Source organism: Streptomyces sp. AF1A (assembly GCF_047340315.1).
GTDB lineage: Bacteria > Actinomycetota > Actinomycetes > Streptomycetales > Streptomycetaceae > Streptomyces.
The window spans coordinates 1-23,915 of the sequence record NZ_JBLEBI010000100.1 but is presented as its reverse complement, the minus strand read 5'-3'; the positions used below and the strand labels follow the sequence as shown (position 1 = coordinate 23,915).

At 72.4% G+C, this 23,915-nt stretch carries 25 protein-coding genes; 7 read left to right on the top strand and 18 right to left on the bottom strand.

Annotation, left to right across the window (positions count from 1 at the left end; translation table 11 throughout):
- Positions 1-36: 36 nt before the first annotated feature.
- The 8 genes from ACLU3S_RS23775 to ACLU3S_RS23740 all read right to left on the bottom strand — a co-directional run bounded on the left by ACLU3S_RS23775 (position 37) and on the right by ACLU3S_RS23740 (position 7,663).
- Complete coding sequence (locus ACLU3S_RS23775; RefSeq protein WP_413953970.1) at positions 37-807, bottom strand: DUF3159 domain-containing protein; 771 nt, start codon at positions 805-807, stop codon at positions 37-39.
- 3 nt (positions 808-810) lie between these two features.
- Complete coding sequence (locus ACLU3S_RS23770) at positions 811-1,209, bottom strand: OB-fold nucleic acid binding domain-containing protein (RefSeq protein WP_413953969.1); 399 nt, start codon at positions 1,207-1,209, stop codon at positions 811-813.
- Positions 1,210-1,282: 73 nt separating this feature from the next.
- Positions 1,283-1,969, bottom strand: coding sequence for a response regulator (locus ACLU3S_RS23765; RefSeq protein ID WP_413953968.1), 687 nt, complete (start codon positions 1,967-1,969; stop codon positions 1,283-1,285).
- The gene (locus ACLU3S_RS23760; protein WP_413953967.1) at positions 1,966-4,521 is read right to left on the bottom strand and encodes an ATP-binding protein; all 2,556 of its coding nucleotides are present in this window, start codon (positions 4,519-4,521) and stop codon (positions 1,966-1,968) included. The genes ACLU3S_RS23765 and ACLU3S_RS23760 overlap by 4 nt, the downstream gene beginning before the upstream one ends.
- A 248-nt stretch (positions 4,522-4,769) precedes the next feature.
- Positions 4,770-5,477 carry an ABC transporter ATP-binding protein gene (locus tag ACLU3S_RS23755; protein WP_413953966.1) on the bottom strand — a complete coding sequence of 236 codons (708 nt, stop codon included), beginning with the start codon at positions 5,475-5,477 and terminating at the stop codon, positions 4,770-4,772.
- A gap of 287 nt (positions 5,478-5,764) precedes the next feature.
- Positions 5,765-6,529 (bottom strand): DUF3710 domain-containing protein, encoded by a 765-nt coding sequence (locus ACLU3S_RS23750; protein ID WP_413953965.1) that lies wholly within the window; start codon positions 6,527-6,529, stop codon positions 5,765-5,767.
- Position 6,530: 1 nt separating this feature from the next.
- Positions 6,531-7,082, bottom strand: a complete 552-nt coding sequence (dut, locus tag ACLU3S_RS23745; RefSeq protein ID WP_413953964.1) for a dUTP diphosphatase — start codon at positions 7,080-7,082, stop codon at positions 6,531-6,533.
- A complete protein-coding gene (locus ACLU3S_RS23740; protein WP_413953963.1) occupies positions 7,079-7,663 on the bottom strand; it encodes a PaaI family thioesterase in 585 nt (194 codons plus the stop codon). The genes dut and ACLU3S_RS23740 overlap by 4 nt, the downstream gene beginning before the upstream one ends.
- 111 nt (positions 7,664-7,774) lie before the next feature.
- On the opposite strand from ACLU3S_RS23740, the gene ACLU3S_RS23735 reads away from it, so the two are divergent.
- On the top strand, positions 7,775-8,239 hold the full coding sequence (locus tag ACLU3S_RS23735) for a DUF3093 domain-containing protein (protein WP_413953962.1): 465 nt from the start codon (positions 7,775-7,777) through the stop codon (positions 8,237-8,239).
- Between the two features lie 37 nt (positions 8,240-8,276).
- Here ACLU3S_RS23735 and ACLU3S_RS23730 read toward each other — a convergent pair whose 3' ends face one another.
- From ACLU3S_RS23730 to ACLU3S_RS23715, 4 genes are all read right to left on the bottom strand, one after another.
- Positions 8,277-9,188, bottom strand: a complete 912-nt coding sequence (locus tag ACLU3S_RS23730) for a hypothetical protein (protein ID WP_413953961.1) — start codon at positions 9,186-9,188, stop codon at positions 8,277-8,279.
- Positions 9,189-9,201: 13 nt separating this feature from the next.
- Positions 9,202-9,498, bottom strand: a complete 297-nt coding sequence (locus tag ACLU3S_RS23725; RefSeq protein ID WP_003997302.1) for a DUF4193 domain-containing protein — start codon at positions 9,496-9,498, stop codon at positions 9,202-9,204.
- 390 nt (positions 9,499-9,888) lie between these two features.
- A complete protein-coding gene (locus ACLU3S_RS23720; RefSeq protein ID WP_413953960.1) occupies positions 9,889-11,145 on the bottom strand; it encodes a sensor histidine kinase in 1,257 nt (418 codons plus the stop codon).
- Between the two features lie 6 nt (positions 11,146-11,151).
- Positions 11,152-11,805, bottom strand: a complete 654-nt coding sequence (locus ACLU3S_RS23715; protein WP_003993508.1) for a response regulator transcription factor — start codon at positions 11,803-11,805, stop codon at positions 11,152-11,154.
- Positions 11,806-12,216: 411 nt separating this feature from the next.
- On the opposite strand from ACLU3S_RS23715, the gene ACLU3S_RS23710 reads away from it, so the two are divergent.
- Positions 12,217-12,390 carry a hypothetical protein gene (locus ACLU3S_RS23710; protein WP_413953959.1) on the top strand — a complete coding sequence of 58 codons (174 nt, stop codon included), beginning with the start codon at positions 12,217-12,219 and terminating at the stop codon, positions 12,388-12,390.
- A 78-nt stretch (positions 12,391-12,468) separates the two neighbouring features.
- Here ACLU3S_RS23710 and ACLU3S_RS23705 read toward each other — a convergent pair whose 3' ends face one another.
- Both ACLU3S_RS23705 and ACLU3S_RS23700 read right to left on the bottom strand, forming a co-directional pair.
- The gene (locus ACLU3S_RS23705; protein WP_413953958.1) at positions 12,469-13,284 is read right to left on the bottom strand and encodes an inositol monophosphatase family protein; all 816 of its coding nucleotides are present in this window, start codon (positions 13,282-13,284) and stop codon (positions 12,469-12,471) included.
- An 8-nt stretch (positions 13,285-13,292) separates the two neighbouring features.
- Positions 13,293-14,420, bottom strand: coding sequence for a ferrochelatase (locus ACLU3S_RS23700; protein WP_413953957.1), 1,128 nt, complete (start codon positions 14,418-14,420; stop codon positions 13,293-13,295).
- 181 nt (positions 14,421-14,601) lie between these two features.
- Here ACLU3S_RS23700 and ACLU3S_RS23695 point away from each other — a divergent pair, with 181 nt between their 5' ends.
- The 4 genes from ACLU3S_RS23695 to sepH all read left to right on the top strand — a co-directional run bounded on the left by ACLU3S_RS23695 (position 14,602) and on the right by sepH (position 19,315).
- Positions 14,602-15,840, top strand: a complete 1,239-nt coding sequence (locus ACLU3S_RS23695; protein WP_413953956.1) for an MFS transporter — start codon at positions 14,602-14,604, stop codon at positions 15,838-15,840.
- On the top strand, positions 15,800-17,119 hold the full coding sequence (locus ACLU3S_RS23690) for a D-arabinono-1,4-lactone oxidase (RefSeq protein WP_413953955.1): 1,320 nt from the start codon (positions 15,800-15,802) through the stop codon (positions 17,117-17,119). The genes ACLU3S_RS23695 and ACLU3S_RS23690 overlap by 41 nt, the downstream gene beginning before the upstream one ends.
- A gap of 221 nt (positions 17,120-17,340) precedes the next feature.
- Positions 17,341-17,490 (top strand): hypothetical protein, encoded by a 150-nt coding sequence (locus ACLU3S_RS23685; protein ID WP_413953954.1) that lies wholly within the window; start codon positions 17,341-17,343, stop codon positions 17,488-17,490.
- A 784-nt stretch (positions 17,491-18,274) separates the two neighbouring features.
- The gene (gene sepH, locus ACLU3S_RS23680) at positions 18,275-19,315 is read left to right on the top strand and encodes a septation protein SepH (protein ID WP_413953953.1); all 1,041 of its coding nucleotides are present in this window, start codon (positions 18,275-18,277) and stop codon (positions 19,313-19,315) included.
- An 81-nt stretch (positions 19,316-19,396) separates the two neighbouring features.
- Here the strand turns inward: sepH and ACLU3S_RS23675 are convergent, their stop codons facing one another.
- Positions 19,397-20,248 carry a sulfurtransferase gene (locus ACLU3S_RS23675; protein ID WP_413953952.1) on the bottom strand — a complete coding sequence of 284 codons (852 nt, stop codon included), beginning with the start codon at positions 20,246-20,248 and terminating at the stop codon, positions 19,397-19,399.
- 319 nt (positions 20,249-20,567) lie between these two features.
- Between ACLU3S_RS23675 and ACLU3S_RS23670 the strand changes: the two genes are divergently transcribed.
- Entirely contained in the window at positions 20,568-21,359 is a 792-nt protein-coding gene (locus tag ACLU3S_RS23670; RefSeq protein ID WP_413953951.1) for a VOC family protein, read from the top strand.
- A gap of 4 nt (positions 21,360-21,363) precedes the next feature.
- Here the strand turns inward: ACLU3S_RS23670 and ACLU3S_RS23665 are convergent, their stop codons facing one another.
- From ACLU3S_RS23665 to ACLU3S_RS23655, 3 genes are read right to left on the bottom strand one after another with little or no spacing between them, the layout of a single operon-like run.
- Positions 21,364-22,014 carry a thymidine kinase gene (locus tag ACLU3S_RS23665; RefSeq protein WP_413953950.1) on the bottom strand — a complete coding sequence of 217 codons (651 nt, stop codon included), beginning with the start codon at positions 22,012-22,014 and terminating at the stop codon, positions 21,364-21,366.
- Between the two features lie 46 nt (positions 22,015-22,060).
- On the bottom strand, positions 22,061-23,251 hold the full coding sequence (locus ACLU3S_RS23660) for an alkaline phosphatase family protein (RefSeq protein ID WP_413953949.1): 1,191 nt from the start codon (positions 23,249-23,251) through the stop codon (positions 22,061-22,063).
- On the bottom strand, positions 23,251-23,847 hold the full coding sequence (locus ACLU3S_RS23655; protein WP_413953948.1) for a DUF5998 family protein: 597 nt from the start codon (positions 23,845-23,847) through the stop codon (positions 23,251-23,253). Before ACLU3S_RS23655 ends, ACLU3S_RS23660 begins: the two co-directional genes overlap by 1 nt.
- Positions 23,848-23,915: the final 68 nt, after the last annotated feature.

Below are 23,915 nucleotides of genomic sequence, written 5' to 3'. Positions count from 1 at the left end.
CGCGGGCGGGGGCGCCCTTTGGCGTACGACGTCCGGTCACGCCCCCCTGCGGTGCCGCCCGCCCGCCGACGGGTCCCCGCCCTCGGCGGCCGGCGCGGCCTTGCGCTCCTTCTCGGCCTGCTCCTCCGCCTCCATCTCGGCGAAGACGTCGATGGGCGCCGGGGCCTTCGCCAGGAAGACCCAGGTGAGCCAGACCGCCAGCAGGAACGGCGGGATCTTCAGGGCCACGAGCACCCAGCCGAGCCGGGCGGTGTCGGACCACCAGTACAGCGGGAAGAGGATCGCGCACTTGGCGAGCAGGATCAGGCCCCAGGCCCAGCTCGCCTTCGCGTAGGCCCTCTTGCGGCCGGGGTTGCGGGTGCGCCAGGAGAGGTTCTCCTTGAAGACCGGGCCGAGGATGAGGCCGATCAGGGGCACCCCGGCGAGGGTCGTGACGATGTACGCCAGCGCCAGGCCCAGCGTGTAGAGCATGCCGGGCAGGTAGAAGTCCTTGGCGTTTCCGGTGAACATCGCGAAGGCGACACCGAAGGCCACCCCGAAGACACCGCTGAAGGCGTGCTTGACGGTGTCCTTCAGGACGAGCCGGACCACGACCAGCACGAGGGAGACGGCCAGCGCGGCGACCGCCGCCACGTGCAGGTTCTTGTTCACCGTGAAGATCGCGACGAACAGCAGGCCCGGCACGACCGTCTCGACCATGCCGCGGACACCGCCGAACGCCTCGAACAGCGCGGCCTCGGTCACCGCGCGGGAGTCGTGCGGCGGGCTCTGCCCGGTGTCTTCGGTCGGCTTGTCGAGGGACGTCACCGGCTACTCCCGTCCGAGGGGTCGCAGTTCGTATTTCGGGTTGAACAGCACACGGCGGCCCCTGCTCAGCGAGACCCGGCCCGATGCGATCAGTCGGCGCCCCGGTTCTATGCCCACGATGGAGCGCCTGCCGAGCCACACCACGTCCAGCGCGGCGGAGCCGTCGAACAGCTCGGCCTCCAGGGCCGGGACTCCCGCACGCGGACGCAGAGTGACCGTGCGCAAGGTACCAGTTACGGTGACGATCTGCCGGTCCTGACAGTCACCGATCTTCGTGCACCCGGCGGTCTCGGCGTCTTCGCGCAGTTCCTCGGACTCCAGGTCCTCCTGCGACGAGGAGAGCCGGTCGAGCATGCGCCGGAACCGGCCGGCCGGCTTTTCGGAACGAGGAACAGCACTCATATCTGAAGCGTACCGGGACGCACCGACAGCACCGTAGCCCAGCTCGCTTCCCCGCGCGGTTCCTCACATCCGGTCACTTCTCGAACCGGTAGCCCATCCCGGGCTCCGTGATGAAGTGCTTCGGGTGGGAGGGGTCCGTCTCGAGTTTCCGGCGCAACTGGGCCATGTAGACGCGCAGGTAGTTGCTCTCGGTCCCGTACGACGGCCCCCACACCTCCTGCAGGAGCTGCTTCTGGCTGACCAGGCGGCCGGTGTTGCGGACCAGGACCTCCAGCAGGTGCCACTCGGTCGGGGTGAGCCGGACGTCCCGGCCGGCGCGGTGGACCTTCTTCGCGGCCAGGTCGACCGTGAAGCCCTCGGTCTCCACGGTCGTGACGTCGTCCTCACCCGCGCCGACCGGCTCGGCCCGGCGCACAGCGGCCCGCAGCCGGGCCAGCAGTTCATCCATGCCGAAGGGCTTGGTGACGTAGTCGTCCGCGCCCGCGTCCAGCGCCTCGACCTTCTCGTCGGAGGAGTGGCGGGCGGACAGCACCAGGATCGGCACCCGGGTCCAGCCGCGCAGCCCCCTGATCACCTCGACGCCGTCCATGTCGGGCAGGCCCAGGTCGAGCACGACGACGTCGGGGTGGCGGGAGGCGGCCAGGCCGAGCGCGGTCCTGCCGTCGGGGGCCGCGTCGACCTCGTACTTGCGCGCCTTGAGGTTGATCACGAGCGCGCGCACGATCTGCGGCTCGTCGTCGACCACCAGCACCCGGGTCATAGGGTCTGCCTTTCTGGTTCCGCGATGCCCTCTCCGGAGGGGACGGACTCGGAGGGCGATCCTGCCGCGCGCAGGCTGAGGACCATGGTGAGTCCGCCGCCCGGCGTGTCCTCCGCGTTCAGCGTGCCGCCCATGGCCTCGGCGAAGCCGCGGGCGACCGCGAGGCCGAGTCCCACGCCGGCGCCGCGCGGGGCGTCGCCGTACCGCTGGAAGGGCTCGAAGATGCGGTCCTTGGCCTCGTCCGGCACACCCGGCCCGCGGTCCACCACGCGCACCTCGACCCGCTCGGCGATGGCGCTGGCCGAGACCAGGACGCGCCGGCCGCGCGCGCTGTACTTGACGGCGTTCTCCACCAGGTTGGCCACCGACCGCTCCAGCAGCCCGGGGTCGACCTCGACCATCGGCAGCGTCTCGGGCACGTCCAGCTCGACGCTGTCCTCGGGCACGCCGCCCAGGGCCATCGGTACGACCTCGTCGACGTCGATCTCGCGGATCAGCGGGGTGACGGTGCCGGTCTGCAGGCGGGACATGTCCAGAAGGTTGCCGACGAGGTGGTCGAGCCGGTCGGCGCCCTCCTCGATGCCCTCCAGCAGCTCGGCCCGGTCCTCCTCGGACCAGGCCACGTCGTCGGAGCGCAGCGAGGTGACGGCAGCCTTGATGCCGGCCAGCGGGGTGCGCAGGTCGTGGCTGACGGCGGCGAGCAGGGCGGTGCGGATGCGGTTGCCCTCGGCGAGCGCGCGGGCCCGCTCGGCCTCCTCCTGCAGGCGCCGGCGGTCGAGCGCCACGGCGGCCTGGGCGGCGAAGGCGGCGAGCACCCGGCGGTCCTCGGCGGGCAGTACGCGGCCGGTCAGCGCGAGCGCCATGTGGTCGCCGACGGGCATGTCCACGTCGGCTTCCTCGGGCCGCTCCAGCGGCGGCCCGAAGCCGGCCCGGCCCGCGCAGGTCCACGGCTCGACGTCGCTCGCCCGCTCCAGCAGGGCGGCCGACTCCATGGCGAAGGTCTCGCGGACCCGCTCCAGCAGCTCCTCCAGGCTGGTCTCGCCGCGCAGCACGTTTCCTGCGAGGAAGGAGAGGATCTCCGACTCGGCCCGCAGCCGGGCCGCCTGGTGGGTGCGTCGGGCCGCGAGGTCCACCACGGAGGCCACCGACACCGCGACGGCGAAGAAGATCACGATGGCCACGATGTTCTTCGGGTCGGCGATGGTCCACCTGTGCAGGGGCGGGGTGTAGAAGTAGTTCAGCAGCAGCGATCCGAAGGCCACCGAGGCGAGCGCGGGCAGCAGGCCGCCGAGCAGGGCCGCCGCGACCGTCACGCCCAGGAACAGCAACATGTCGTTGGCCAGGCCGATGTCGACGGAGCTCAGCAGAACCGCGAGCACCGCCGGGCCGGAGAGTCCGGCCAGCCAGCCGGAGATGATGCGGGTCCTGCCGAGCCGCGCGCCCCGGGCCACCGGTAGTCCGCGCCCCTTGGCGACCGCCTCGTGGGTGACGATGTGGACGTCGAGGTCGGGGCCGGAGTCCCGGGCGACGGTCGCGCCGACGCCGGGCCCGAAGACGTACTGCCAGGCCTTGCGGCGCGAGGAGCCGAGCACGATCTGGGTGGCGTTGACGCCGCGCGCGAAGTCCAGCAGGGCGGCCGGTATGTCGTCGCCGACCACGTGGTGGAAGGTGCCACCGAGGTCCTCCACGAGGGTGCGCTGGACCGCGAGCTCCTTCGGGGAGGCCGTGGTCAGCCCGTCGCTGCGGGCTATGTAGACGGCGAGCACCTCGCCGCCGGCGCCCTTCTCGGCGAGCCGGGCGGCGCGGCGGATGAGGGTGCGGCCCTCGGGTCCGCCGGTCAGGCCAACCACGATCCGCTCCCGCGAGCCCCAGATCTTCGAGACCCGGTGCTCGCTGCGGTACTGGTTCAGGTACTCGTCGACGCGGTCGGCCACCCACAGCAGTGCCAGCTCGCGCAGCGCGGTGAGGTTGCCGGGGCGGAAGTAGTTGGAGAGGGCCGCGTCGACCTTGTCGGGCTGGTAGATGTTGCCGTGGGCCATGCGGCGGCGCAGGGCCTGCGGGGACATGTCGACCAGCTCGATCTGGTCGGCCCGCCGTACCACCTCGTCGGGGACGGTCTCGCGCTGGCGCACCCCCGTGATGGACTCGACGACGTCGCCGAGTGATTCCAGGTGCTGGATGTTGACGGTCGAGACCACGTCGATCCCGGCGGCGAGCAGCTCCTCGACGTCCTGCCAGCGCTTGGCGTTGCGCGAGCCGGGGACGTTCGTGTGGGCCAGTTCGTCCACCAGGGCGACGGCGGGCGCGCGGCGCAGCACCGCGTCGACGTCCATCTCGCCGAAGGTGGCGCCCCGGTACTCCAGCTGCTTGCGCGGGACCTGCTCCAGACCGTGCAGCATCACCTCGGTGCGCGGGCGTCCGTGGTGCTCGACGAAGGCCACGACGCAGTCCGTGCCCCGCTCCGCGCGGCGGTGCCCCTCGGACAGCATGGCGTAGGTCTTGCCCACGCCCGGTGCCGCGCCGAGGTAGATCCGAAGCTTGCCGCGTGCCATGGCTCCATTGTCTTCCGGTGACTGCCGCCTACGCAGCGTCGACCTTACGGCCAACGATGCGGACAAAACGGACGGCGACCCGGGTCGAAGGGGGCTTTGACGCAACTCTGACGTCGGCGGACGCCCCCCGAGGGCCTCCGGCACCCGGCGACGGCGTCACCGGTCCCGCCAGAGCCTCGGGGGACCCCGGAGAGCCTCACTGCGCCGACGCGGCAGCCCGCGACGGCTCCGTCACCGTGCGCCCGGCCTCACTCCTCCACGATCTCCCCGTCGCGCAGTTCCAGCACCCGGTCGGCCAGATCCAGCAGGGTCGCGTCGTGCGTGGCCACCAGCACGGCCGGTCGCGCCGCCTCGGACTGCTCACCGTGTACGACGGCCCGCAACAGCTCCATGACGGCGTGGCCGGTCTCGGCGTCGAGCTGGCCGGTCGGTTCGTCGGCGATCAGCAGGGCCGGGCGGTTGGCGAGGGCGCGGGCGATGGCGACCCGCTGCTGCTGGCCGCCGGACAGCTCGCCGGGCCGCTGTGCGGCGTGACCGGCGAGCCCGACCAGCGACAGCAGCAGCTCCACGCGCTCCTCGCGCTCGCGCGGGTCGGCGCGGCGCAGCCGCAGCGGTACGCCGACGTTCTCGGCCGCGGTCAGGATCGGGATGAGCCCGAACGACTGGAACACGAACCCGATCCGGTCCCGGCGCAGCCCCAGCAGCTCGCTCTCGCCCAGCTCCCCCAGCTGCAGGCCGTCCACCTCGACCCGCCCCCGGTCCGGCGCGTCGAGCCCGCCGACGATGTTCAGCAGGGTCGTCTTGCCGGAGCCCGAGCGGCCCTTCAGGGCGACGAGTTCCCCGCGCCGCACCTCCAGCGAGACCCCGCGCAGGGCATGCACGGCCGCCGCGCCCCGCCCGTACGACTTGTGGACGTCCTCGACCCGGACCATGGTCTCGGTGATCACACCGCTCACAGCGCCTCCCCCACCGACAGAGCGCCAGTATCACCGCGCCCATCCCGACGGACAACGCCACGGCACCCCGCAAGGGGCGCGGGGAACTGCGCGCCGAGCCACACCAAGCCCTTACCCGGCGCGCCGAGCCGCTCCCGCAAGGGGCGCGAGGAACTGCGCGCCCAGCCCAACCAAACCCGCACCCGGCAACCACGAGCCCCCGTCCCTCCCCGTCCCCGCAGAAAAACGGGCCGCACCCCCATCAAAGAGGCACGACCCGTACACCACCGCCGAACCCAGCGGAGCGCCTAGCGGACTTCGGTGATCTCCGGCCCCCGCTGCAGCTGCCCCATCCCGCCGGAGAAGCGCGAACCCTCCTCCTGCTGGACCCCCTCGGGGACCATCTGGGCGTCGTTCGGCAGCTTGAGGACGATCGGGTCGCGCGGCGCCATCGGGCCCTCGCCGCGGACCACCACCGTGTCGCGGAAGATCTGCTCCAACAGCCCGGCGGCCTGCGGCTGCACCGCGCCCTGCCCGGAGATCACTCCGCGCAGGAACCAGCGGGGACCGTCCACGCCGACGAACCGCACGACCTGGAAGCCGCCGGTGCCGTCGGGCAGCTGCACCGGCACCTGCGCCCGCAGCTCCCAGCCGAGCGGGCCCTCGACCTCGTCGACGATGCCACCCTGCTGGGTGATGCCGGACGCGATCTCCTCACGGACCTCGCCCCAGATGCCCTCACGCTTGGGGGCGGCGAAGGCCTGGAGCTGGATGGCGCTGTCGCGCAGCACGACGGTGGCGGCGACGATCGCGTCACCGGCGACCTCGACCCGCAGCTCCATGCCGTCCACGCCCGGCACGAACAGACCGCCGAGGTCCACGCGACCCTCGGCCGGGTCGCGCACCTCGCTGCTGTCCCACGGACCGTCGGGCCGGGGCCCGGGCTCCAGCCGGACGCGCTCGCGCTCGGCCTCCTCGTACTCGTCCGCCTCGGTGTCGACGCTGTCGACGACCTGCTCGGCCTCGCCGGCCGCGTCCTCGGCGGCACCCTTCTTCTTGCGACGTCCGAACACGTCACTGTCCTTCCCGGTCGGATACGACCGAAGCGTATCGATTCCCACCCGTCGGACCGCCCAGGGCGGCCTGACCGCTTGTGCCGCTCTCGCCGCCCACCGCGGCATGGCCGCCGGTGGACCCGAAGCCCCCTTCGGCCCGCGCCGAGCCGGGAAGTTCCGCCACCTCCTGGAAGCGGACCCTCTCGACCTGCTGGACGACCAGTTGGGCAATCCGGTCGAAGCGCTCGAACCGCACGCACTCGCGCGGGTCGAGATTCACCACGATCACCTTGATCTCCCCACGGTACCCGGCATCGACCGTCCCCGGGGCATTCACGAGGGCGACACCGCAGCGGGCGGCGAGGCCGGAACGGGGGTGCACGAAGGCCGCGTACCCCTCGGGCAGGGCGATCGACACCCCCGTGGGCAGCACGGCCCGCTCGCCCGGCCGCAGCTCGCACGCCTCGGTGGTGCGCAGGTCGGCTCCGGCGTCCCCCGGGTGCTCGTACGCCGGAAGCGGTACCTCGGGGTCGACGCGCCGGATCAGTACGTCGAGGGGGGTACGGCTCACGGGTTCACCTCGAAGGCGCGGGCACGCCGGATCTGGTCCGGGTCGCTCATGGCGGCCTTGATCTCCTCGGCGCGGCCGTGGTCGATGAAGTGGTCGACCTTCACCTCGACGAAGAGGGCGTCGGCGCGGACGGCGACGGGCCCGTCGGGGCCGCCGATGCGCCCCGTGGCGGTGGAGTAGATCTTCCGCCCGGCGACGGCGGTGACCTCCGCCTCCAGGTACAGCGTGGTGCCGACCGGCACGGGCCGGACGAAGTCCGTCTCCAGCCGTCCGGTCACGGCGATGGTCCGCAGCAGCCAGTTCAGCGAGCCGAGCGTCTCGTCGAGGGCGGTGGCCAGCACACCGCCGTGCGCCAGGCCCGGCGCGCCCTGGTGGGCGGGCTGGACGGTGAACTCGGCGGTCAGGGAGACCCCCTCGCCGGCCCGTGCCTCCAGGTGCAGCCCGTGCGGCTGGCCCGGGCCGCACCCGAAGCAGTGTTCGTAGTGGGCGCCGAGGAGTTCACCGGGCGCGGGCGCGTCGGGGTGCCGCACCGGTTCCACGGCGTCGGCGGGGGGCTGAAGGCTTGCGGAACTACCATTCACAGGCGCAGACCTTACCTGTCCGCCCGTCGCCCCCGACCGCCCGCCCGACGGCGCCTCGCACCGGCCGCCCCGGCTCCGGCCGCGGTCCGATCCCGTGCCAAGCTTGGCGTCATGCAGCTCTCCGCCACCCCTTACGAAGAACGCCTCACCGCCCCCCGCTCGTGGTGGCTGATCAGCTTTCTCGTGGGCGTCTCGTTCGCCCTGATCCTGCTGCCCTTCGGCACCCTGCCGCTGCTCGGCGGCCTGGTCGGCGGTACGGCCGCGGCGGCGGTGGTCGCCAGCTCCTACGGCTCCCCGCGCATCCGGGTCGTGGGCGACTCGCTGCTCGCGGGCGAGGCGAAGATCCCGGTGTCGGCGCTGGGCGAGGCGGAGGTGCTGGACGCGGAGGAGGCCCGCGCCTGGCGGACGTACAAGGCCGACACCCGGGCGTTCCTGCTGCTGCGCGCCTACATCCCCACGGCGCTGCGGGTGGAGGTCACGGACCCCGAGGACCCGACGCCGTACCTGTACCTGTCGACGCGGGAGCCGGAGAAGCTGGCCGCGGCGATCGAGGCGGCCCGCAGGGCGAACGCCTAGAGCGTCCTGGAGCGGCGCGGGACAGCGCGGAGGTCCGCTAGAGCTCTTCGGGGTGGTCACGCATGCTCAGCGGCTCCGTCGGCTGTTCCAGCGGCGGCAGCTGCGCCAGCTCGTCCCACGGGACCTGGATTCTGCGCAAGTCGGCCCGGATGCGCCCGGCGAGTTTCCTGGTGTCCCGGCGGTTCATCACGGCCCCGACGGCGGCGCCCACCATGAACGGCATGAGGTTGGGCATGTTGCGGACCATGCGCTTCATGATCTGCTGACGCAGTTCGCGTTTCATACGGCCGCCGAGAGCCGCGTCGTACGTCGACGGCTTCATCACGTCGACCCCGCGCTCCCCCGACCAGGAGGACAGATACGCGGTGCTGCGGGTTCTGAGGTTTCCCGGCGGCCGTACGCCGTAGACCTCGTGCAGTTCGGCGATCAGCTTCAGCTCGACCGCGGCGACCCCGGTGATCTCCGCGGCCAGCTCCGTCGGCAGCGCCGGCGGCACCGGCAGCATCGCCGCCGCACCGATTCCGGCCCCGATCGTCGAGGTTCCGGCCGCGGCGCCCGCCACCAGCCTGTCGGCCAGTTCCTCGGGTCCCAGACCCGGGAACTGCCTGCGCAGGGTCGCGAGGTCGCGTACGGGCACCCGCGGGGCGATGGCGATGATGCGGTCCGCGAGGTGGGCGATACCCGCGCGGGCGTGGCTGCCGCCCCTGCGGGCACCTTCCCGGGCCATCTCCCGCGCCTTGTCGCGGATCATCGCGGCCCGGCGCCGGGCGACGGGCGTGGGCCGCTGTGACGGCGCCGGCTGGTCGGGCCGGCCGACCGGCTCGAGCGGGGCTCCCGATGCCGGTGAGCCCCGCTCGTCGTCACGCGCGCCGTGCGGGCCGTCGGACGGCCCTTCGTCCGCTCCCCGCAGAGGGAAGCGGCGCTTCCGGGGAGGGGTCGAGCCAGACACGGCCGACCCCTCCTCAGTCGCAGTCGCGGCAGATCGGCTGGCCGTTCTTCTCCCTGGCCAGCTGGCTGCGGTGGTGCACCAGGAAGCAGCTCATGCAGGTGAACTCGTCCTGCTGCTTCGGCAGCACACGGACCGCCAGCTCCTCGTTGGAAAGATCGGCGCCGGGCAGCTCAAGGCCTTCGGCGGCCTCGAACTCGTCGACGTCCACGGACGAAGTGGACTTGTCGTTGCGCCGGGCCTTCAGCTCTTCCAGGCTGTCCGAGTCGACGTCGTCGTCGGTCTTGCGTGGTGTGTCGTAGTCGGTTGCCATATCGCTCTCCCCCTCTGGGTGTCTGCGGTGTCTCCAGCGCACGTAACGCGTGAGAGGCCGGACTTGTGCCCGACCTGAGGCGGAGATTTTGCCTCACATCAAGGGCTGTTACTCAATCGACACCCAACCCGACCCCTCAGGAGTGATCGGCTTGGATGGCGGTGAGGACCGTACACGGTTCGAATGCCGCACCTCAAAGGCGCCTCACCGTGTACTTCCCGTGATCAAGAGCCCTGAAAACCAGGACTTTCCCGGCGTTCTGCCATCTGTCATGATCACGGACTGTAGATGGCTGGAAATCCGCCTATGTGATCGATCACACAACGAGAAGCCCATTCGGCCGCCGAATAATTCCGCGCAGAGCGAACAAGCCTCGCGTGTGTCGATCGATCACAGCGGCAGCGTGACCCGCATCACCAGACCGCCGCCCTCGCGGGGCTGCGCCACGATGTGGCCGCCGTGCGCGCGGGCCACGGAGCGGGCGATGGACAGGCCGAGGCCGACGCCCTTGTCGCTGCCCGTGCGCTCCGTACGGAGCCGCCGGAAGGGCTCGAACAGGTTGTCGATCTCATACGCCGGTACCACCGGTCCGGTGTTCGAAACAGTGAGCACCGCCTGCCCGTGCTGAATGTCGGTGTCCACTTCGACCCACCCATCTTCCGCCACGTTGTACCGCACCGCGTTCTGCACCAGGTTCAGCGCGATCCGCTCCAGCAGCACGCCGTTGCCCTGCAGCACGGCCGGCTTGCGCTCGCCGCGGATCATCACGCCCTTCGCCTCGGCCTCGGCGTGCACCTGGTCGATGGCCTGGGTGGCGACCTCGGCCAGGTCGACGGGCTTGCGCTCGATGATCTGGTTGTCGCTGCGGGCGAGCAGCAGCAGGCCCTCGACCAGCTGCTCGCTGCGCTCGTTGGTGGCCAGCAGCGTCTTGCCGAGCTGCTGGAGCTCCACCGGCGCGTTCGGGTCGGACAGGTGCACCTCGAGGAGCGTACGGTTGATCGCGAGCGGGGTGCGCAGCTCGTGGGAGGCGTTGCCGACGAAGCGCTGCTGGGCGGTGAAGGCCCGCTGCAGCCGCTCCAGCATGTCGTCGAAGGTGTCCGCCAGCTCCTTCAGCTCGTCGTCCGGGCCGTCCAGCTCGATCCGGCGGGACAGGTCCGAGCCGGCCACCGCGCGGGCGGTGCGGGTGATCCGGCCGAGCGGGGACAGCACCCGGCCGGCCATCGCGTAGCCGAACGCGAAGGCGATCACGGCGAGCCCCAGCAGCGCCAGCAGGGAGCGGCTGAGCAGGTTGTCCAGGGCCGCCTGGCGCTGCTGGTCCACGCAGTGGGCGATCACGTCGTTGAAGTCCGACAGCGGCACCGGGTTGGAGTTGATCGCGGTGATCGCGGGGCAGTGGTCGCTGGAGACCTTGATGCTCGTCCCGCTGACGATCTTGAACAGCGGCTGGTTGCCGGTGCTGATCGCCTGCGCGGCCAGCAGGTAGATGATCGAGAGCAGCAGGATGCCGGCGATCAGGAACATGCCGCCGTACAGCAGCGTGAGCCGTATGCGGATGGTCGGGCGCAGCCAGGGCAGCGGGGGCTGCGGCCTCCTGGGGTCCCAGGTGGGCTTCGGGGGCGCCTGCGGCGGTGCGGGTGTCGCGGCCATGGCGGATCAGATCCGGTAGCCGGAGCCGGGGACGGTGACGATGACGGGCGGCTCGCCCAGCTTGCGGCGCAGGGTCATGACGGTCACCCGCACCACGTTGGTGAACGGGTCGGTGTTCTCGTCCCAGGCCTTCTCCAGCAGCTGCTCCGCGGAGACGACCGCGCCCTCGCTGCGCATGAGCACCTCGAGCACCGCGAACTCCTTGGGCGCGAGCTGGACCTCCTTGCCGTCGCGGAAGACCTCGCGGCGGTTGGGGTCGAGCTTGATGCCGGCGCGCTCCAGGACCGGCGGCAGGGGCACGCTGGTCCGGCGGCCGAGGGCGCGCACGCGCGCGATCAGCTCGCTGAACGCGAAGGGCTTGGGCAGGTAGTCGTCGGCGCCGATCTCCAGGCCCTCGACACGGTCGCTGACGTCTCCCGAGGCGGTCAGCATGAGCACGCGCGTGGGCATGCCCAGCTCGACGATCTTGCGGCAGACGTCGTCGCCGTGCACGAGCGGGAGGTCGCGGTCGAGGACGACCACGTCGTAGTCGTTGACGCCGATGCGCTCCAGGGCGGCCGCACCGTCGTACACGACGTCGACGGCCATGGCCTCCCGGCGCAGTCCGGTGGCCACCGCATCGGCGAGCAGTTGCTCGTCCTCGACGACGAGTACGCGCACGTCGCTGTCCTTCCTGTGTCCACCCGCGGGGCGCCGGGCGCGCGCGGGCAGGGGTGTGTTCGTGAGGTGTGACATCCATCCTGCCCTTTTCGGCCATAAGTCGGCTGTAAGGCGGGGTCAGGGCCGCAGGGACGGCGGCCGCGGGAAGGGAATACGAGATTTTCTCCTCCAGTGGAGGTTTCCGGAGCGGGGAGCTGGGGGAGGACGGCTTTACACCCCGCGATCACGCTCTGCATGTGCCGCAGCACCATGCGGTACCTCCCGATCCGCTTCCGCAGAGTGGGCGCGGGTGTCCGGCACCGTGGCCGCCCGGCCGGGCGCGCGCTGGGCACCTGCGAGAGCCGTGATCGCCCCTTCCATACGGCACACCCCCGTGCCACCGACCCACGACCCAGGACGAGGGGGCGCAGCATGGACGCTTTCACCGCAGGACTTCTGCAGCGCATAAGGACGACCGAGTCCGACCTGTCTCGGGCTCGCGACGAGGGCGACGACTTCCTCGTCGAGGTGGAGCAGGCAGAACTCGACGACCTGCGCCGCCTCGCCGCCGAACACGGTGTGGAGGTCGGCGTGTCACGCGCCTGATCGGACCGAAAGCGCACACGGAGGGACCCCGGCGAATCCAGCGCCGGGGTCCCTTCGCGCGCTCCGGCCCGGCCGGGCTCAGTCGTGCCAGGCCCCGAAGTCCTCCAGCAGCCGCTGGAGCGGCTCGAAGACCCCGGGGGTCCCCGCGACCGTCAGGTCCCGTGAGGGCCGCTCCCCGGGCCGCCCACCGGTCAGCGCGCCGGCCTCCCGGGCGATCAGGTCCCCCGCGGCCCAGTCCCACGGGTTGAGCCCGCGCTCGTAGTACCCGTCGAGCCGGCCGGAGGCCACGTCGCACAGGTCGACCGCGGCCGAGCCGCTGCGCCGGATGTCCCGCAGCAGCGGGATCAGCCGGCCGGCCACCTCGGCCTGGTGGGCCCGGACCCCGGCGACGTAGTTGAAGCCGGTGGAGACCAGCGCCTGGTCCAGCGGGGGCGTGGGGCGGCAGGCGAGCGCCCGCTCGCCCTGCCACGCGCCCGTGGCCCAGGCGCCGCCGCCGCGTACCGCGTGGTACGTCTCGCCGCGCATCGGAGCCGCGACGACCGCGGCGACGGTCTCGCCCTCCCGCTCCGCGGCGATGGACACCGCCCAGGTCGGCAGGCCGTACAGGTAGTTCACGGTGCCGTCGAGCGGGTCGATCACCCAGCGGACGCCGCTCGTGCCCGGGGCGGAGGCGCCCTCCTCGCCGAGGAAGCCGTCGTCGGGGCGCCGGCCGGAGATCAGATCGGTGATCAGCTTCTCGGCCGCGATGTCCATCTCGGTGACGACGTCGATCGGGCTGGACTTGGTCCTCGCCACCGCGAGGTCGGCCGGCCGGCCGTCCCGCAGCAGCTCACCGGCCCGGCGGGCGGCCTCCTGGGCCAGCTCCAGCAGTTCCCGGTGCAGGGCGTCGCTCACGGGTCTCCTCACGCGTAGGGGCTGTCGGCGCCCGCGGCGGCCGGGCGGGGCGCACGGGCCGGGCAGCAGCCGGCCGGGCACACGTTATGGCTCGCGCCCAGGGCGCCGAGGGCGCAGGGCGTGACCTCCTGCCCGCGCTCCACGGCGGCGCGCTCCACGATCAGCTCGCGGACCGCGGCGGCGAACCGCGGGTCGGCGCCCACGGTGGCCGAGCGGCGCACCGGCAGCCCCAGCTCCTCGGCCTTGGCCTTCGCCTCGGTGTCGAGGTCGTAGAGGACCTCCATGTGGTCGGAGACGAAGCCGATCGGCGCCATCACGACGGCGGGAACGCCGGCCGCGTGCCGCTCCTCGAGGTGGTCGCAGATGTCGGGTTCCAGCCACGGGATGTGCGGGGCGCCGGAGCGGGACTGGTAGACCAGGCGCCAGGGGTGGTCGACGCCGGTGCGCTCGCGGACGGCGTCGGCGATCAGCCGGGCCACGTCCAGGTGCTGCTCGACGTAGGCGCCGCCCTCGCCGTGGCCCTCGACGGGGCCCGAGGTGTCGGCGGCCGCGGTCGGGATGGAGTGGGTGGTGAAAGCGAGGTGGGCGCCCGCGCGAACGTCCTCGGGGAGGTCTTCGAGGGCGCGCAGCACGCCGTCGATCATGGGCTCGACGAAGCCGGGGTGGTTGAAGTAGTGCCGCAGCTTGTCGATCCGCGGCAGCTCCAGGCCCTCGTCCCGAAGCGCGGCCAGGGCGTCGGCGAGGTTCTCGCGGTACTGGCGGCAGCCCGAGTAGGAGGCGTAGGCGCTGGTGGCGAGCACCAGGATGCGGCGGCGGCCGTCGGCGACCATCTCGCGCAGGGTGTCCGTCAGGTACGGCGCCCAGTTGCGGTTGCCCCAGTAGACCGGCAGCTGGAGGCCGTGCTCGGCGAAGTCCTTGCGCAGGGCGTCCAGCAGGGCGCGGTTCTGGTCGTTGATCGGGCTGACCCCGCCGAACAGGAAGTAGTGCTGCCCCACTTCCTTCAGGCGTTCCTTCGGGATGCCGCGCCCGCGCGTGACGTTCTCCAGGAACGGAACCACGTCGTCCGGGCCTTCGGGGCCGCCGAAGGAGAGCAGGAGCAGGGCGTCGTACGGGGTGGCATCGAGCGCGTCTGGCATGTCTCGATCCTGCCACCCGGCTCCGACAGCCGGGAAACGGTGGGGCAAAGAGCCGGGTTTCACAGGGTTTATGGGGACTTTTCCCGGCGCCCCGACCGGTGTTTTTGCGAATCCGGGCTCGTAAGCTGTATCAGCCGCATTCGCGCCTTACAGGCCTGACCGAGCCCGCTTCGGAGTCCACGTGCCCAGCCCCTACAGAGCCCTGTTCGACGCGCCCGGCACCAGGGCCTTCTCGGCCGCCGGGTTCCTCGGCCGGATGCCGATGTCGATGATGGGCATCGGCGTGGTCACGATGGTCTCCCAGCTCACCGGGCGGTACCGGCTCGCGGGCGCGCTGTCGGCCACCATCGCGCTGGCCGCGGCGGTGATCGGGCCGCAGATCTCCCGGCTGGTGGACCGGTACGGGCAGCGCCGGGTGCTGCGCCCCGCGACCCTCGTGGCCCTCACGGCGGCCGCCGGGCTGCTGCTCACCGCACACCTGCGGTGGCCGGACTGGGCGCTCTTCGTCTGCGCGGCCGGGATCGGCTCGGTGCCGAGCCTGGGCGCGATGGTCCGGGCCCGCTGGGCCGCCCAGTACCGGGGCACCCCGAAGCTGCACACCGCCTACTCGTTCGAGTCGGTGGTCGACGAGATCTGCTTCATCTTCGGCCCCATCATCTCCATCGGCCTGTCCACGGCCTGGTTCCCGGAGGCGGGACCGCTGCTGGCCGCCTGCTTCCTGGCGGCCGGCGTGTACTGGCTCACCGCACAGCGCGCCACCGAGCCCGCGCCGCACCCGCGCGAGCGGCGCGGCGGCGGCAGCGCCCTGCGCTCGGCCCCGCTCCGGGTGCTGGTGGTGACCTTCGCGGCGACCGGGGCGGTCTTCGGGTCGGTGGACGTGGTCACCGTCGCCTTCGCCGACGAGCGCGGCCACAAGGGCGCCGCGAGCGTGGTGCTCGCCCTGTACGCGGCCGGCTCCTGCGCGGCCGGCGCGGTCTTCGGGCTGCTGCGCCTGGCGGGGGCGCCGGAACGTCGCTGGTTGCTGGGCGTGACCGCCATGGCCGTGAGTATGATCCCCCTCCTACTGGTCGGAAGCCTGCCGCTTCTGGCCGTGGCGCTGTTCGTTGCGGGGCTGTCCATCGCGCCGACGATGATCACGACGATGTCCCTCATCGAAGAGCACGTACCTCGCGCGCAGCTGACCGAGGGCATGACCTGGGTGAGCACCGGCCTCGCGGTCGGCGTGGCGCTCGGCTCGTCCCTGGGCGGCTGGGTGATCGACGCCGCCGGGGCGCGCGCCGGGTACGGGGTTCCGGCGCTGTCCGGGGCCGTCGCGGCCGCGGTCGGTTTCCTCGGGTACCGCCGGCTGCGCAGGCCGGCCGCGGGTCGGGGAGGCACCGTTGAGCAGCACAGCGAGCGGGAAGAACGGCACCTGGCGTAACTGGGGCGGGAACGTCTCCGCCCGGCCCGCCCGGCAGGCCGCGCCGGCCTCGGTGGAGGAACTGGCCGCGGTGGTGCGCCGGGCACGCGAGGACGGCCTGAAGGTGAAGGCCGTCGGGACCGGGCACTCCTTCACGTCGATCGCCGCGACCGACGGTGTGTTGATCCACCCTCAACTGTTGACGGGCATCCGCACCATTGACCGTGCTTCCATGACCGTCACGGTCGAGGCGGGCACCCCGCTCAAGAGACTCAACGCGGCTCTGGCGCGCGAGGGCCTGTCGCTCACCAACATGGGCGACATCATGGAGCAGACCGTCTCCGGGGCCACCAGCACCGGCACCCACGGCACGGGCCGCGAGTCCGGCTCCATCGCCGCACAGATCAAGGGGCTGGAACTCGTGACGGCGGACGGCTCGGTCCTCACCTGCAGCGAGAAGGAGAACCCGGACGTCTTCGCGGCCGCCCGAATAGGCCTCGGCGCCCTCGGCATCGTCACGGCGATCACCTTCGCCGTGGAGCCGCTGTTCCTGCTCACCGCCCGCGAGGAACCCATGCCGCTCGAACGGGTGCTCGCCGAGTTCGATCAGATGTGGGCGGAGAACGAGCACTTCGAGTTCTACTGGTTCCCGCACACCGGCAACACCAACACCAAGCGCAACAACCGCAGCGCCGGTCCCGAACAGCCGGTGGGACAGGTGGCGGGCTGGTTCGAGGACGAGTTCCTCTCCAACGGTGTCTTCCAGGTGGCCCAGTGGGTCGGCCGCGCGGCCCCCGCCACGATTCCCGCCATCGCGCGAATCTCCAGCAAGGCCCTGTCCGCGCGGACCTACACGGACATCCCCTACAAGGTCTTCACCTCACCGCGCCGGGTGCGCTTCGTGGAGATGGAGTACGCCGTCCCGCGCGCGGCCCTGGTGGACACGCTGCGCGAGCTGAAGGCCATGGTCGACCGCTCGGGCCTGCGGGTCAGCTTCCCCGTCGAGGTCCGCACGGCTCCGGCGGACGACATCGCCCTGTCCACCGCGTCCGGCCGGGACAGCGCCTACATCGCCGTACACATGTTCCGGGGCACGCCCCATCAGGCGTACTTCACCGCCGCCGAGCGCGTCTTCACCGCGCACGAGGGCCGCCCGCACTGGGGCAAGCTGCACACGCGGGACGCCGAGTACTTCGCCCGGGTGTACCCGCGCTTCGGCGAGTTCACGGAACTGCGGGACCGTCTGGACCCGGAACGGCTGTTCCAGAACGACTACTTGCGGAGGGTTCTGGGGGCGTAGGCGTCGCGGCGGGCCCGCTCGGCGCGGGGCTCGCGCCCGGGGCCGGGTCACCGCCCGGCGTTGCGCTCGCGGGGCCGCCGGGCGTCGGCGTCGCGCCGCGGGTCGTCCCACCGCCGGCGTCGCGCGCGTGTTCCGGCGAGAGTGTGCTCTCCGGGGAGGGCGTACCCGAAGGGGCCGGTGTCCGGCCGGACTTCGCGTCCGAGGAGGACGAGCCGCGTCCGGTGACCGCGTCGCCGACCGTCGTGCCGGCGCCGCCGCTGAAGCTGCCGCCCGACACCAGCTCGTACGTCGTGATGCCGGCCATCGCCACCGCGAACACGAGTGCGGCCGCGATCACCGGCCGCCACCGGTTCCCCGCCCGGGCACGGTAGACCGTGCCCTCGGTGAACCCGCCCGGCGCCGGCGGCACTTGCCCCCTGGGGCGGGCGGCCGTCTTCGCCCCCCGCAGCTGCTCACCGGTCCGCTTGAAGAGGTGCTGGAAGAGAGTGCCGCCGCAGGTGGCGAGGGCACTGACCACACCAGCGCCGAGGATCGTGCCGTACACCCCGAAGTACGAAGCGAGTTTGGCCGCCACGACCGCCGCCAGGGCGCCGCCCGCCACCTGGGGGACGCTCAGGTCGATCCGCTTCCGAGTCGTATCGGGTGTTTCACGCATACCCGGAACTTGCCTTCCTTTCCCCTACCTGACCGATCACTTGCCGCACTTGCCGACATTGACCGACCGACTGCACGAGAAAGGGACGTACAGACGAAACCATTAGTTCCGTTTCTGGGGATTGCGTGAAGTTCGCCACGTTCATGATCGACAAAACCGGTTGCGGACGGTCAAGTCGCGTCCCTTGCCAGAAGTTGGGCGGCGCGCCAATCCACGCACGTGGTCCGAATGGAGTACTGTTGCGAGCCCTGGGTCCGGTCTCCCACCAGGGTGTCCGCGGCCTTGAAGGACCGCCGGGAGGGGGCTAGTTGCACAGGGTGACGGAGTTGGTCACTTAGCGTTGCGAATAGGTAACCGTGCCATAACGGCGGCCCAGGGCCCGTGCCCGACACGCCGGGCAACTCGGCAAGGTTGTGGCAGGCTGCACCCGGGCAGGCCACACTCGACTAGCGGAAGCAGCGACGCACGTGACGTCGGCAGGCACCACCCGGGAGGTCCCCATGCCCGAACTGCGTGTCGTGGCCGTCTCGAATGACGGCACACGGCTGGTGCTCAAGGCTGCCGACTCTACGGAGTACACGCTTCCGATCGACGAACGCCTGCGCGCCGCCGTGCGCGGCGACCGGCCGCGCCTCGGCCAGATCGAGATCGAGGTCGAGAGCCATCTCCGCCCCCGCGACATCCAGGCGCGTATACGGGCCGGTGCCACCGCGGAGGAGGTCGCGCAGCTCGCCGGCATCCCCGTCGACCGGGTACGCCGCTTCGAGGGACCGGTGCTGGCCGAACGTGCCTTCATGGCCGAGCGGGCCCGCAAGACCCCGGTCCGCCGCCCCGGCGAGAACTCCGGTCCCCTGCTCGGCGAGGCCGTCCAGGAGCGCCTGCTGCTGCGCGGCGCCGAGAAGGACACCGTGCAGTGGGACTCCTGGCGCCGGGACGACGGCACCTGGGAGGTGCTCCTCGTCTACCGGGTGGCGGGCGAACCGCACTCGGCGAGCTGGACGTACGACCCGCCCCGGCGGCTCGTCCAGGCCGTCGACGACGAGGCGCGCTCGCTGATCGGCGAGTCCGACGACCTCGCGGTGCCGGAGCCGAGCTTCCCGTTCGTCCCCCGCATCGCCCGGCTGCCGCGCGAGCGTTCGCTCGACCGCGCCCTGGACCGGAGCGACCGGGAGCGGCCGACCCTGCCCGCGCAGGCGTCCGAGCCCGCGGAGGAGAGCACGGGCGAGCGCGACTCGCTGACCAGCCTCCTGGAGGCGGTGCCGAGCTTCCGGGGTGACATGGTGGTGCCGGAACGGCCGTCCGAGACCCCGGAGGAGCCCGCCGAGGAACCCGCCGCGGAAGAGCCCCCGGCACCGGCCGCGTCGGCCGGTTCCGCCTACGCGGACGTCCTCATGCCGCGCTCCGTGGGCAGCCACCGCGACCGGCTCATCGGCGCCACCGACCGCCAGGCCGAGGCCGACGGCGTCCGTCCGGGCCGCCGCGCCGCGGTGCCGAGCTGGGACGAGATCGTCTTCGGCACCCGGCGCAAGAAGCAGGAGTAGCCGGTCCACGGGTCGTACAGGAAGGCGGGACACGCACGCGTGCCCCGCCTTCTTCGGCTGCCGCTCCCGCGGATCGGACCGCTACTGCGGATCCGCCCCCACCGCCACCGGCCGGGACGGGTCCGAGGACCACTCCGACCACGAGCCGACGTACAGGGCCGCCGGGATGCCGGCCACCGCGAGCGCCAGCACCTCGTGGGCGGCGGAGACGCCCGAACCGCAGTACACGCCCACCTCCGTGTCCGAGGAGACGCCCAGGGCCTTGAAGCGGTCCTGCAGCTCCGCGGCGGGCAGGAAGCGGCCGTCGGGGCCCACGTTCTCCGTCGTCGGCGCCGACACCGCGCCCGGGATGTGCCCGCCGACCCGGTCGATCGGCTCGACCTCACCTCGGTACCGCTCCCCCGCGCGGGCGTCCAGCAGCACACCCGTACGAGCCAGAGCCGCGGCGCCGTCCGCGTCCAGCAGGCCGCCCGCGGCCGGCGCTGGCTGGAAGTCGCCCTCGGCCGGTTCGGGAGCCCGCGTCGTCAACTCGCCCTGCCAGGACGGCAACCCGCCGTCGAGGACCCGCACGTCCGGGTGACCCGTCCAGCGCAGCAGCCACCAGGCGCGCGCGGCCGCCCAGCCCTGTCCTCCGTCGTAGACGACGACCGGGCGGCTCGCCGACACGCCCGCGCGGCGCATCGCGGCGCCGAATTCCGCGAGGTCGGGCAGCGGGTGCCGACCGTGCGCGCCCGGGGCCGCGGCGAGTTCCCGGTCCAGGTCGACGAAGACCGCGCCGGGGATGTGCCCGGCCGCGTACTCGGCCCGCCCGTCGAAGGCCGGGGCGCCCGCCGCCTTGGCCACGCTCAGCTGCCAGCGCACGTCCAGCAGGACGGGCGGGCTCTCGCCGGTCAGGGCCTGGGCGAGTTCGGATGCGGTGATGATGGCTCTCATGGCGTCATCCATACGCCAGGGGTGGCCGCGGCGTCCAGGTCCGGCTACTCTGCCCGCCGGACAGGCTCGATCACGACGCGTATGGGATCGAGCACGTGCTGTACAGCCGACGGACACCCCGTCGGCCATCGTCATCAGCGGCGAAGGACGGCAGCTCAGGCATTCTTCCGGCAGACCACCGGAAACGGCGGCGCGGCATGGCACACGAGGCCGTGGAGGATGCCGGCACCGGCACGGGCGTACGCGCGTACGGCGTGACACCCCACCGGGGGAGCGGAGACGACACGGCCACCACGAGGGGCCGGGGAGAGAGTGATCGATGACCGAGGCACGGGAGTCGGCCGGCCCGCACACGCGGCACGCGCCCGGCACGCCCTGCTGGGTGAGCCTGATGGCGCACGGCCTGACGGCGACCGAGGAGTTCTACGGGGAGCTGTTCGGCTGGGAGTTCCGGCCGGGCCCACAGCAGCCGGGCCCCTACGTGCGGGCACTGCTCGACGGCCACGAGGTGGCCGGGATGGGCCAGCTGCCGCCGGACCCGCGGCTGCCGATCGCCTGGACGCCCTACCTCGCCTCGGACGACGTGGACCAGACGGCCGACACCGTACGGGAGTGCGGCGGCACGGTGGCGGTCGGCCCGCTGGACGCGGCCGAGGCCGGACGGATGGCCATCGCCTCCGACCCGTCCGGCGCGGTGTTCGGCATCTGGCAGGGCCCGGCGCACCTGGGCACGGCGGTCACCGGGATGCCGGGCACGCCCGCGTGGAACGAGCTGCTCACCTTCGAGACCGAGAGCGTCGCCAAGTTCTACGCGACCGTGTTCGGGTACGAGGAGGAGCCGGTGGTGTCCGCCGACTTCGACTACGTGACGCTGCTCGTCGCGGGCCGGCCGGTCGCCGGCCTGCTCGGTGTGGGCCACGGTCTGCCGCGGGACCGGGGCCCGTACTGGCAGACCTACTTCGAGGTCGCCGACGTGGACGCGGCCCTGCGGGAGGTCGCCGGGCTGGGCGGCCGGGTCCTGCGGCCGGCCCACGACAGCGCGCACGGGCGGGTGGCGACGGTGGCGGACCCGGAGGGCGCGGTGTTCTCGGTGGTGCAGGACCCGCGGTGAGCGCTCAGGCGGGCGGCACCGGCAGCACGTCCGGGGACAGGGCCGCCGCGCGGGCCGCCGCCGCGGTCATGCGGCGCCGGTGGTGGCGGCGGCACAGCACCTCGTAGCCGACCTGCGCCGCCTGTCCGTTGACGTCCCCGACGACGACCTGCTCGCCCTCCATCACCATCCGGCCGTCCACCGTGCGGGCGTTGTGCGTGGCCCGCGCGCCGCACCAGCACATCGCCTCCACCTGGAGCGTCTCGATCCGGTCCGCCAGCTCGATCAGCCGCTGGGAGCCGGGGAAGAGCCTGGTACGGAAGTCGGTGGTGATGCCGAACGCGAAGACGTCCAGTTCCAGGTCGTCCACGACCCGCGCGAGCTGGTCTATCTGCTCCGCGGCGAGGAACTGCGCCTCGTCGACGATCACGTAGTCGACCTTCCCGCCCTGGGACAGCTCGTCAACGACGTAGGCGTACAGGTCCATCTCCCGCTCCGCCTCGATCGCCTCGGTCACCAGGCCGAGCCGGGAGGAGAGCTTGCCCTCCCCCGCGCGGTCGTCCCGCGTGAAGATCAGGCCCTGCAGGCCGCGTGCCGACCGGTTGTGCCCGATCTGCAGAGCCAGCGTCGACTTCCCGCAGTCCATCGTTCCGGAGAAGAACACCAGCTCGGGCATGAGGAGTTGAGCACCTTTCGGTGAGTCGTCGAGGTCGGGGGGCGGTTCAGGAGCGTACTTCGAGCAGCGGGACCAGCTGTTCGACGGGGGTCATCGAACCGTGGTTGCCCACCAGAGCGGACTCCTTCGGCTCCCGCTCGGAGGCGATGATCAGGACGTCGTCGTACGCGGCCGCGACCACGTCCCCGAGCCGCGCGTACACCCGCTCGTCGATGTGCGGCCCGAACCAGCCCGCCGCGATCGCCTCGTCGCGCGAGGCCACCCAGAACTGCTCGCCGAGCACCTCGCGCCAGACGGTCAGTACGTCGTTCTCGGCGCCCGGCACCGCGTACACGTGCCGCGCCCGGCCCTCGCCGCCCAGCAGGGCGACGCCGGCGCGCAGTTCCCAGTCCGTGTCGAAGTCGATGCGGTGCTCCTCGTCGAACGGCACGTCGACCATGCCGTGGTCGGCGGTGACGTAGAGCGCGCTGCGCGGCGGCAGTTGCTCGGCGAGGCGCTGGGCGAGCCGGTCGACGTACATGAGCTGGCCGCGCCAGGTGTCGGAGGCCACGCCGTAGCGGTGGCCCGCCCCGTCCAGCTCGGCGTAGTAGGTGTACACCAGCGAGCGGTCCCCGGCGGCCAGTTGGGCCGCGGCGAGGTCCATGCGCTCCTCGCCGCTCAGCCGGCCGTGGAAGCTGCCGCCGCTGAGGGCGACCTTGGTGAGCGGGGTGTGCTCGAAGGCGGGCGACGTCACCTGGGCCGCGTGCACCCCTGCCTGCTGGGCCAGCTGGAAGACGGTGGGGTACGGCTGCCAGGCGCGCGGGTCGGTGTACGGCTGCCAGCGCAGCTGGTTCATCAGCTCGCCGGTGGCCGGGTTGCGGACCGTGTAGCCGGGCAGGCCGTGGACGCCGGGCGGCAGGCCGGTGCCGACGGAGGCGAGGGAGGTCGCCGTGGTCGCGGGGTAGCCCGCGGTGAGGGGGCGGCCGGTGCCGCCGCGCGAGGTGCCGAGCAGCGAGGTCAGGACGGGGGCCTCGTCGGGGTGGGCGCGCAGTTGTTCCCAGCCGAGTCCGTCGACCAGGAAGACGCAGACCCGGTCGGCCGCGGTCAGCTCCGGAATCGTCGCCGTCACCCCCGGGACGCCCATGCCGGCGGCCAGCGTGGGCAGCAGGTCGGCGAGGGAGCCGGTGCCGTACTCGGGCAGCGGTGCGGTCTCCAGGGCGAGCGGTTCCGGGTGGTCCCAGGCGGAGAGCTGGGACATCAGTGCGCGAGGTCCGCGGTCGCCTCCGAGACGGCCTGCGCGAAGGCGAGCGCCTGGCGCACCGTCTCCGGGCCGTCCCCCGCCTCGCTGACGCGCAGGCTGAGGTCGTCCGCCGTGGAGTTGCCCGTGTAGCCGTGGTCGGCGTCGCAGTTGGGGTCGCCGCAGGCGGCGGGCTCCAGGTCGATGCGGTTGACCGCGCCCCAGCCAATGGTCAGCACGACCTCGCGGGGCAGCGTGCCCGGCGTGTACTGCTCGGGGTTGGCGACCACCCGGCTGACCACGACGGACGAGATCCGGCCGAGCTTCACCGACTCCGTGGACGTCGTGGCGTACGGCGTCGGGGAGGTGCTGTCGGCGGCCTGCTCGTCGGTGTGGCTGACGATGAAGCGGTTGCCGGTGAGGACCAGGACGGTCACGTGCCGGCGGACCTCGTTCTGGTCGAAGGTGGTCTCCTGGTGGACCAGGTACGACCGGATGGGCTCGCCGCCCACAGCGGCCTCCACCGCCTCGGCCACGAGGGCCGGGTAGTAGCCGCTGCGCTCGATCGCCGCGCGCAGCCCCTGGGTCGTCGTACTGGTCTTGGCCATGGCGTCCATCCTAATCCGTGGGCACGTGCGGTCCGGTCCAGTCACGGAGACCGCGGGCGGCACCTGCGCGCGGGGGC